Origin of the sequence: Lactobacillus hamsteri DSM 5661 = JCM 6256 (assembly GCF_000615445.1) — a bacterium.
In the GTDB taxonomy this organism is placed as follows: domain Bacteria; phylum Bacillota; class Bacilli; order Lactobacillales; family Lactobacillaceae; genus Lactobacillus; species Lactobacillus hamsteri.
In genome coordinates, this window is the sequence record NZ_BALY01000010.1 from 47,188 (window position 1) to 56,179 (window position 8,992).

11 protein-coding genes and 2 pseudogenes are annotated in these 8,992 nt (G+C 32.8%); 2 read left to right on the forward strand and 11 right to left on the reverse strand.

Annotation, left to right across the window (positions count from 1 at the left end):
• Nucleotides 1-35: 35 nt before the first annotated feature.
• From JCM6256_RS03945 to JCM6256_RS03990, 11 genes and pseudogenes are all read right to left on the reverse strand, one after another.
• On the reverse strand, nt 36-326 hold the full coding sequence (locus JCM6256_RS03945) for a lactococcin 972 family bacteriocin (RefSeq protein ID WP_025080500.1): 291 nt from the start codon (nt 324-326) through the stop codon (nt 36-38).
• A gap of 146 nt (nt 327-472) precedes the next feature.
• Nucleotides 473-1,294 (reverse strand): helix-turn-helix domain-containing protein, encoded by an 822-nt coding sequence (locus JCM6256_RS09655; RefSeq protein WP_025080501.1) that lies wholly within the window; start codon nt 1,292-1,294, stop codon nt 473-475.
• A gap of 150 nt (nt 1,295-1,444) precedes the next feature.
• Nucleotides 1,445-1,600 (reverse strand): annotated as a pseudogene (locus tag JCM6256_RS10555) (tRNA (adenosine(37)-N6)-threonylcarbamoyltransferase complex transferase subunit TsaD); the annotation flags it as partial.
• Between the two features lie 107 nt (nt 1,601-1,707).
• Nucleotides 1,708-1,887: a YaaL family protein gene (locus tag JCM6256_RS10490; RefSeq protein ID WP_081778537.1), complete on the reverse strand. Its 180-nt coding sequence runs from the start codon at nt 1,885-1,887 to the stop codon at nt 1,708-1,710.
• Between the two features lie 25 nt (nt 1,888-1,912).
• The gene (locus tag JCM6256_RS03960; protein WP_155833151.1) at nt 1,913-2,581 is read right to left on the reverse strand and encodes a hypothetical protein; all 669 of its coding nucleotides are present in this window, start codon (nt 2,579-2,581) and stop codon (nt 1,913-1,915) included.
• Nucleotides 2,582-2,746: 165 nt separating this feature from the next.
• Nucleotides 2,747-3,592, reverse strand: coding sequence for a hypothetical protein (locus JCM6256_RS03965; RefSeq protein ID WP_025080503.1), 846 nt, complete (start codon nt 3,590-3,592; stop codon nt 2,747-2,749).
• A 26-nt stretch (nt 3,593-3,618) separates the two neighbouring features.
• Nucleotides 3,619-4,326 carry an ABC transporter ATP-binding protein gene (locus JCM6256_RS03970; protein WP_025080504.1) on the reverse strand — a complete coding sequence of 236 codons (708 nt, stop codon included), beginning with the start codon at nt 4,324-4,326 and terminating at the stop codon, nt 3,619-3,621.
• Nucleotides 4,319-4,693 (reverse strand): GntR family transcriptional regulator, encoded by a 375-nt coding sequence (locus JCM6256_RS03975; RefSeq protein ID WP_025080505.1) that lies wholly within the window; start codon nt 4,691-4,693, stop codon nt 4,319-4,321. The genes JCM6256_RS03970 and JCM6256_RS03975 overlap by 8 nt, the downstream gene beginning before the upstream one ends.
• 302 nt (nt 4,694-4,995) lie before the next feature.
• The gene (gene pepT / locus JCM6256_RS03980) at nt 4,996-6,243 is read right to left on the reverse strand and encodes a peptidase T (protein ID WP_025080506.1); all 1,248 of its coding nucleotides are present in this window, start codon (nt 6,241-6,243) and stop codon (nt 4,996-4,998) included.
• Between the two features lie 18 nt (nt 6,244-6,261).
• A complete protein-coding gene (locus JCM6256_RS03985; RefSeq protein ID WP_025080507.1) occupies nt 6,262-7,059 on the reverse strand; it encodes a Nif3-like dinuclear metal center hexameric protein in 798 nt (265 codons plus the stop codon).
• Nucleotides 7,052-7,735, reverse strand: a complete 684-nt coding sequence (locus tag JCM6256_RS03990) for a tRNA (adenine(22)-N(1))-methyltransferase (protein WP_025080508.1) — start codon at nt 7,733-7,735, stop codon at nt 7,052-7,054. The genes JCM6256_RS03985 and JCM6256_RS03990 overlap by 8 nt, the downstream gene beginning before the upstream one ends.
• Before the next feature lie 114 nt (nt 7,736-7,849).
• Between JCM6256_RS03990 and JCM6256_RS10495 the strand changes: the two are divergent.
• Nucleotides 7,850-8,290, forward strand: a pseudogene (locus JCM6256_RS10495) (8-oxo-dGTP diphosphatase).
• Nucleotides 8,290-8,961 (forward strand): M23 family metallopeptidase, encoded by a 672-nt coding sequence (locus tag JCM6256_RS04000; RefSeq protein ID WP_025080510.1) that lies wholly within the window; start codon nt 8,290-8,292, stop codon nt 8,959-8,961. The pseudogene JCM6256_RS10495 and the gene JCM6256_RS04000 overlap by 1 nt, the downstream one beginning before the upstream one ends.
• Nucleotides 8,962-8,992: the final 31 nt, after the last annotated feature.

Below are 8,992 nucleotides of genomic sequence, written 5' to 3' on the forward strand. Positions count from 1 at the left end.
AAACAGCGCGCACTATTAAAAGTGTGCGCCTGTTTTTACTCTACATCGAAATAACTTTTATTACCGTGCTGTGCTTTTTCAGCAGAAGCTCTTGCTTCAGTTCCTGGACTTACCCAGCCACTACTTGAATAGTATTTGCCTTCTACTGATGATTTGTGAGTTAAGCGATGATGTGAGTAATAAGACCAAACATATTTTTTACCTACACCATAATTCCAGACGCCACCATGTTCATATACTGTTGCAGCCAAAACTGGTGAAGTAGATAACATTACGGCTGCACAGGTAGCAGTTAAACTTGCAATTAATTTCTTTGATTTTTTCATAATATACTCCTTCTTTCTCTTTTCTAACCTTTTTACTTTTTATAATGGAAACCAAGGGCCCATTGAACTTCACCTCTCTTATCAAATTTTATGTGGTTATTATATAAACTTAAATCTCATGTTATTGTAAAAGTGTCATATATGACTCATTTTTTATTTTTATGCATTTTAGCAACAAAATCATTCATTCCTATTTGGTGCAAGAAATCTATTATTTTTTGTGCGTTCCTATAATCCTTATTCCATAGGCTTTCATAATATTTTCCCATTATTAATGTAAAACAATTTTGAGGGATGGTTTCTGCTCGTTTTAATTGATCTATTGCCTGTCTAATAATTTTAGTATCTTCATTACCAGAACCAAACGAATAATCTAAAAAATTGACCAAGATTGCAGGAACAAATTTTGAAAAATTATCGTCTTTACTTCTTTTGTACTTATCTAAAATTGACTGAACTATTGTATTCATTTCATTGATTTCAAACAAATTCATAGCCATTGAAAATAAGCGTAAACTATATTTATCCCAGTTATCAACATCAAAAATTAATTTCTTAATAAAGTTCTTTTGCGATGTTGATATTTGATATATATTTCCTTCTAAATTAGTTTTTAATAGTATTGCATGTGCTAATAGACTTTTAGTTTTTCTATCCTGTTTTTCTTCTTTCAAGTTGTTTATTATTCTTTGTATTGTATTTAAATCGTTTCTATAATAGCTCTTTCGCAAAATATCTATATAATAATCATATTTAGACTGTTTCATTTTCTTTTCCATCATTGAAAAAAATTCGGAAGGCTTTATGTCATGTAATTTTAAAATTGCTACCAAGTCACAAGCCTTGATTTCAAATTCTCTTCGTTCAATTTTGGAATAATATGATTTAGTTAGTACATTGCCAGCCATTTTTTCTTGACTAAGACCCAACATTTTTCTTATTTGTTTTAATCCTTCTGCAATTTCCATAATTTATCCCTTAACTATTAAAAACGTTACTTACTTTGTTCAATGAACATGATTTAAAATATTCGAGTTAAAAACTTAATAAAAAATAAAGAGTGACCAGATATCCATATCTGCTCACTCTTATTTTTATTATAAAACAAACTTAATTTTTTAATTCAACATGCTCTTAGCATATGGCAATTCAAGTGATGGATCAGCATTTAAGGTCAAATCCGCAAATTGACCATCATTATAAAGATTATATGCGGCGGCACCAATCATCGCAGCATTATCACCACACAACTTAATATCTGGCAAAATAACCTTTCATAAAATCCTCCATAGGTCTATTTTACAGAAGTTTCATAGAGATTAACAGCCCTAGCAATTTTTAATTTATAAAATAAAAAAAGTCCCATAAAGGGACTTAAATTTTACTGCGTGATCGCATTAGTGATACCACTAAATCTTGTGCCTCGATGACGGGCCTCATTATATAAAAAAGTATATTTTACCTTTAAAATTCTACCTTGAATATAGTTATCATCTGATAAATCCAAAGTATTTTGATCTAGATCTTGCTCTAAAGCTAATTGATTCTGCAATTTTTCAATTTCAGTTACATTTTATCGTAGATCTTTAGTTGTTTTGCTTAGCTTCAACGAACTTATCAATTAACCATAGGTCCATCCCACCAAAGATAATTGATCCAATTAGCATTTCTAATGGTAATAGATATGTTGACAACATTGAAATTGTATAATCTTCTAAATAATTTTTCTTCCCTACTAAATTAGATGCAACAGAATTATTAATGACTTTATCTAAATATAACGCCATGCTATCAGTAATTTTTATTGCTAAGTATGCTCCTACTATTACAAAAGTTACCATTAAAAACCATCTAATTACCCTAGAGTTTTTTATAGAAACAAACTCTGCTATTATGTTCGACATAAAATTTACTAAGCTAATGAATGTTTGGATTACTAATACTATTGCTATTAAAGTTACGAGAATAAAAAATATTTTATTGTCATAAAGCGGTGTTATCAAAACTTCTCCAAACAATTCCGTGAAATTATTTGGAGAACTCAAACTCCAGAATATTGAAACTACAATCACCTGCGGAATAAATATCAAAATGCAGTTATAAAATGTACTCAATAAATTAGCTAAAAAGAACTTTTTGTTTGAAATAGGAATTAAGCGCCATGTTTGGCTAAAATTAATCTTTTCATTTTTATAGCAAGCCAAAATCATAAAAACAATATCTAAAAATACTGTCGAATAAACGGCTACTTCCATAAAAAGCATCCATGGCTCATTTTTGGAGTATTTATTAAAAAGAAAAAAGACTGGGAGAAAGATGATGACGAACGCTGGATAATTAAAAGCCATTTGACATACTTATTTTTCTGACGAAACATTTGTCCGCATACTTTATTAAAGTTAGTCATTTATAATCATCCCCTAGTTGTTTTGCTTAGCTTCAACGAATTTATCGATTAAAATATAATTTAATGCTCCCAAAACAACATTCATAATTAATAAAGTAATTACCCCTACTCCAATATCAGATGCAAATGAATCGTCAGTTAAGAATAATGGATTATTACCAATTTCACTAATAAAGCCCATTCCCTTACTCAAAACGTAAACTACCGCAACCAAGACCACAACTCTAATAACAAAAATCACAAATTTGTTTGAAATAAATGGTAAGAAATCAATAACTGCACGAGTTGTAAAATGCAAGAATGAAATTACAACATACCATAACAATCCAAGCAACACCATAAACAAGAGAAGCAAGAATAAATCGCCAAAATTAACATCTTGCCAATGATCAACAGTAGCTTCATGATGAATAGCTTTTGCTAACTCTTCTCTAAGGTCACTGCTTGACGCATACATAACCAAGCCACCTACTAAACCAACAATAGCTTGCATAACTGCCAAATAAACTAAACTTACAAATGAGCTTAATGTATTACAAATATACATTTTTCCATTACTCATTGGTACTAAGCGCCAAGTTTGACTACGATTAATCTTTTCATTGCTTCTTGAAGTAATAATTAAATATGCAAAATCTGCAAAGAAACTATAACCTAAGAAAGTAACAACAAAAGCTAAAAACCATGCAACTGCTACATTGATTTTTGCTCCAAACATCTGTGGATTCTGCATCTCACTAGAAAACATTGTCATTATTACTGTTACAAGCGCAGCCGCAGCTTGAATAACAAAAATTAAATATGCAGGTTTACTCTTTTGCTTAAAAAACTCCTTGAATAAAGTCCAAAATGATGTCATATGTATCTCCTCCCTCTTCTGCTGTTTTATTCATCATCATCTTCGTACAAACCTTCATAGTATTCTTCGATACTCTTATGGTTTTCACGAATTTCATCAGCTGTTTTATGTTCTAAAATAGTGTCATTTTTTACAACAACTACTTCATCAAGCAAAGTAGAAATTTCATTAACAAAGTGATCAGAAATCAAAATTGTAGCCTTTTCATCTTTCCACATGATAATTGAGTTAATGATTTTTTTACGAGCCATTGCATCAATACCACCAAATGGTTCATCAAGAAGATACAAATCCGCTTTTCTAGAAAAAGTTAATGCAATAATTAATTTTTCACGCATCCCACGTGATAATTGCGAAAGCTTCATTTCAGGATCAAGCTTCATGAATTTACGTAATTCTTCAAATTCATTTTCATCAAAATCATTAAAAATATTTATATAAAAATCAACTACTTCTTGAATTTTAATTGAATCACTAAAGCCACTTAATCCATCTGTAAAGGACAATTTAGCCTTTCTGTCGGCTTCTTTAGTGGTGCCGTCTACTTCTACCTCACCTTTATAATTTTTTGCTACACCAGCAATAATTCGCATAAGCGTAGTTTTACCAGCACCGTTTTCACCTAAAAGAGCAACGATTTTGCCTTGGTCCAAATTTAAGTTAACATCATGCAGAATTGTTTTTTGATTCTTTTTATAACTCAAATCTTTAATTGCTAATACATTATCACTCATCTTCTTTACCCCTCCGTCTTAAATAATCGTCTAAAATCGAAACCAAACTATCCCCTTCGGCTCCAAGTTTCTCCATACTTTGAACAAAATTTTCTAATTCATTGTCAATCAAATCTTGTTTGGTTTGATTAATCAATTCTGTATCTTCAGTAACAAAATTACCTTCACCGCGCTTAGTATAAAGAATCCCTCGATCATTCATCTGTTGAAGAGCCCGTTGTACTGTATTAACATTAACAGTCAATTCAAGTGCCAATTTCCGAACAGAAGGAATCTTCTCCCCTGCTTTAAGCTCGCCTAAAGCAATTTTTCGATAAAGATACTGTTCAATTTGAAGATAAATTGGAATGTTATCTTTAAATTCCATTTAATCACCTTCTGATTACTGTATTATTTATCTATTACACTATTATCGTACTATATTTTGTTCTAATGAGCAAGAAAATATTGTTTTTGTTTCACAATTTTATAAATCTATTTTTTGAAAAATAAAAAAGCCAATATTTCCTAATATTACAAGGAATATCGACTTTATTTTAGAGCACAATAATATAAGTGCATAACTTTTTGTGCTTTTCCAAAAGTCCTAGAAAAGCTATTATTTCAGCATCATCCAGACTTATATTTTTAACGCAAATTATGCATTTTTATCAATTTTTGTTTCACTTATTAATTGTTTTTTGCACGTTCAGCATTCAATTCTGCCATCTTAATCATGACGTCAACCGTCTTATACATTGATTCCAAAACAGTGTATTCATAACGGCCGTGCATGTTTTCTTCACCTGCAAAAATATTAGGGCAAGGAAGACCCATGTAAGTTAATTGTGAACCATCTGTACCACCACGAACGGGATCTTCGTTAACTTCTAATCCTTCCGCCTTATAAGCATCACGAGCTAAATCCACAATATCCATGTGTTTCTTAAGTTCATCAGCCATGTTGTAGTATTGATCCCACATTTTAAGGGTGATACGTTCAGTACCGAATTCATCATTCATTTTCTTAACGATAGATCTTACTAAGTCCTTACGTTCTTCAAGACCATCACGTTCAAAGTCACGAATAATGTAATCCATATGAGCATGATCAACTGTACCATCTAACTTCATCAAGTGGAAGAACCCTTCTCTACCATCAGTATGTTCTGGACGATCATGTTCAGGAAGTTGGTTTTGGAAGTCAATAGCTACTTGAACGGCATTAATCATTTGGCCCTTAGCTACAGCTGGGTGCACATTAACCCCTTGAATATCTAAGCTAAATTGTGCTGCTGAGAAAGTTCCCCAGTCAAGCTTACCTGGTGCTTCACCATCAACAGTAAAGGCAAAATCCGCGCCAAAATCTTCAACATCAAAGTGTTCGGCACCTGTACCGATTTCTTCATCAGGTGTAAAGGCTAAGCGAATCTTACCGTGCTTAACCTCTGGATGATTCATTAAGTATTCTGCAAATGTCATTAATTCTGAAATACCACACTTGTCATCCCCACCAAGAAGCGTATCACCAGATGCAGTAATAATAGTTTGTCCCTTATAATTCTTCAAATGTGGGAAAACTTCTGGATCAAGATAAAATTCTGAATCGCCAAGCTGAATCTTGCTTTCACCATCATAATTTTCATGAATTTGTGGTTTAACATTTTCTGATTCAAAGTCCGCAGTATCACAGTGTGCTAAAAAGCCCATTACAGGAACTTCATAATCAACATTAGAAGGAATTTCTGCAATCACGCAACCTGCTTTTTGATTATAGTGAATATCGCTTAAGCCTAATTCTTCGAGGTCTTTCATTACAACATTCTTTTGGAAGTTTTCTTCTCCTTCAGTTGAAGGAAAACGATCTGAATGTTCATCAGAACGTGAATTCACTTGAACATACTTTAAAAATCTTGGTAATAAATTTGGATATTCCATGTTTTACTCCTTTATTTTTTAAAACAAATCTTGGAAAGGATTGGTTGATACTTCAGAAAGCTCAACACCAACATTCCAATTATTTTCTTCATTCCACTTCTTTAAACGGTCATAAACCTTGTATTTAAAAAGTTTTTCAGTATAGTGACCTGGATCAACCACTGTTAAACCGGAAGAAATCATATCATGACCAACATGGTAGTAAACATCACCTGTAATAAATGCATCCAAGCCTTCATCAACAGCACGATGCCAGAACTTGCCACCATCGCCACAGATAAAAGCAACGGTCTTAATCTTCTTATCATTGCTTGCGGTAATTAAACGAGCCATCTTGATGCCCATCTTCTCTTTGACATAGTACGCAAAATCATAAGCAGACATTTCTTTTGGAAGTTCACCCTTGCGGCCAATAGCAATGCCATCATCATCCGGCGCAAATGGTTGAACATTCTTCAAACCTAATTCTTCGGCTTGCCAATCTGCAGAACCATCTTGTGCTTTATCAGAATTAGTATGAATTGAATAAACAGTAATTCCATTCTTGATAAGATTGCCATACATAGCATTTTGTGGATCTGCAAAATCTAAATTGCGTGCTGGACGGAACATTACGGGGTGGTGGCTAACAATAAAGTTTACGCCCCTTTCAACGGCTTCTTCAACCACTTGTGGACGAACATCCAAAGTAGTCATCACCTTATTCACTTCTGCATCCATTGAACCGATCTGCATCCCTACCGGATCACCTTGACTAGCGATTTCTTCAGGAAAATCTTGTCTCAATCGTTCAACAATATCTCTAACTTTAGTCATCTAATTCCTCCTTAATCATTTTATTTTCAAATTCAATATGATGAATTCTCTCAATATCCTTTTTCTTAGCCTTATTCAGATTTTTCAATAGCTTTTCATGATATACAAGCTGACCGGCCCACTTCTCTTTAAAAACTTGATTCTTTTCCTTTAAAATAAATGGACCAAAGAAAAGCTGCTTTTCAGTTAAAGGCAAAACCTTATTAACCAATTTGGCTTTGATCAATTCATAAGTGTGTCCTGCTTCAGCTATAAGATGCTCTTCTACAATTTCATAGCCATGAATCATTAACCAGCTTCTAACACCGGCTTCACCAACATTGGGCTCTAAAACCAAAGTATCAAAGTGAAATCCTTTTAGCCAATCATCATTAAGAATATCACTCATGAGCTTACCACCCATTCCGGCAATTACAACAGTGTCAACATTGTCTTCTTTTTTAACAGTTACTAAGCCAGCACCAAGGCGGGTATCGATTTTTTCTTCTAAGCCTGCTTCCTTAATATCTGCCTTAGCATTTTCTAAAGGTCCTTTTCCAATATCACTAGCAATTGCGTAATTAATTTTATTATTTTTCACTAATAAAATTGGCAAATAAGCATGATCCGTACCAATATCAGCAATTCTCGCACCAGGATCAACCATTTCTGCTAAAGTATTTAAACGTAAATTCATTTTTTCCTCACTTATCCGTATTTATATAGAATTTTAGCATATTAAAAGTAAGAATTATAATTAAAAAATAAAGAATCTTTGTTACAATTAAAACTAAGAAAGCAGTGAATAATATTGAGTCGTACAGAATCCGTAACTTTAACAAATATGTGTATGATTACTAAGAATAATAAAGTCTTAGTTTTAAATCGTAATGATCCGGTTTAGCCTGGGCTTACCTTCCCTGGCGGACACGTTGAAAAGCATGAATCTTTTCATGATTCAGTCGTTAGAGAAATAAAAGAAGAAACGGGTTTAACCATCTATGATCCACATTTAACTGGTGTTAAGCAGTTTTATGATCATGATGGCAATCGCTATCTTGTCTTCTTTTACATAGCAACTAAATTTTCTGGTCAAGTTAAAGCTTCTAATGAGGGAACTCTAACTTGGATGGATAAAGAGCAATTGAAACATGAAAAGCTCGCTTATAATTTTGATCATGATTTACCAGTATTTTTTGATGAAAATATTGACGAGCATATGTTAGATGGAGAGCGAGATGAATTGTTCTAATGACTAAAAGAAAGAAAAAAGGCGGTTGCCTATTATTAATTACTATTCTTATTATCGTAGGAATCGCCTGCGTCCCATTGGTAAAACACACTTACAACTTTACTCACGAACAAGGAAAAGTTACTCGTGTTAAAAAGAAAGTACATAAAGCAAAAAAGAAGCATATTGCTACATGGGGCTATCCGTTTAAACGGCTCTATGAGAAAAAAATCGCCTTTAAATCCGGCCAAGAATATGGCGAAACTGATGTCATGAGAAGAACAAAACCAAAAAGTTATTTCCACGATGGATTCGACTTTGGCTTCTCTGAAGTTGGTCACTCTCCTGTGTTAGCTATTCATGATGGTATAGTACATAAAGTTCATTATCGTCCAGGTATGGGGCTTTATGTGTGGATTATCAGTAAAGACGGTTACGTTGAAATTTATCAAGAAGGCTTTTTAAATGATTACGATATTTATGTAAAGAAAGGCCAACATGTTAAATTAGGTCAAAAGATCGGAAAATTAACTGGATCTCATATTCACTTAGGCGTAACTAAAACTGATAAGCATTATATTGATAAACATGGTGATCCATGTGGCAATTGGTGGAAAAATAATGGCACTTGGCTTAATCCAATGAAAATTATCAATAATGATTTAAAAGAAGCAGGTCAATACCATCAATAAAACATTAAGTATCAAAAAAGCACTGAGAAAA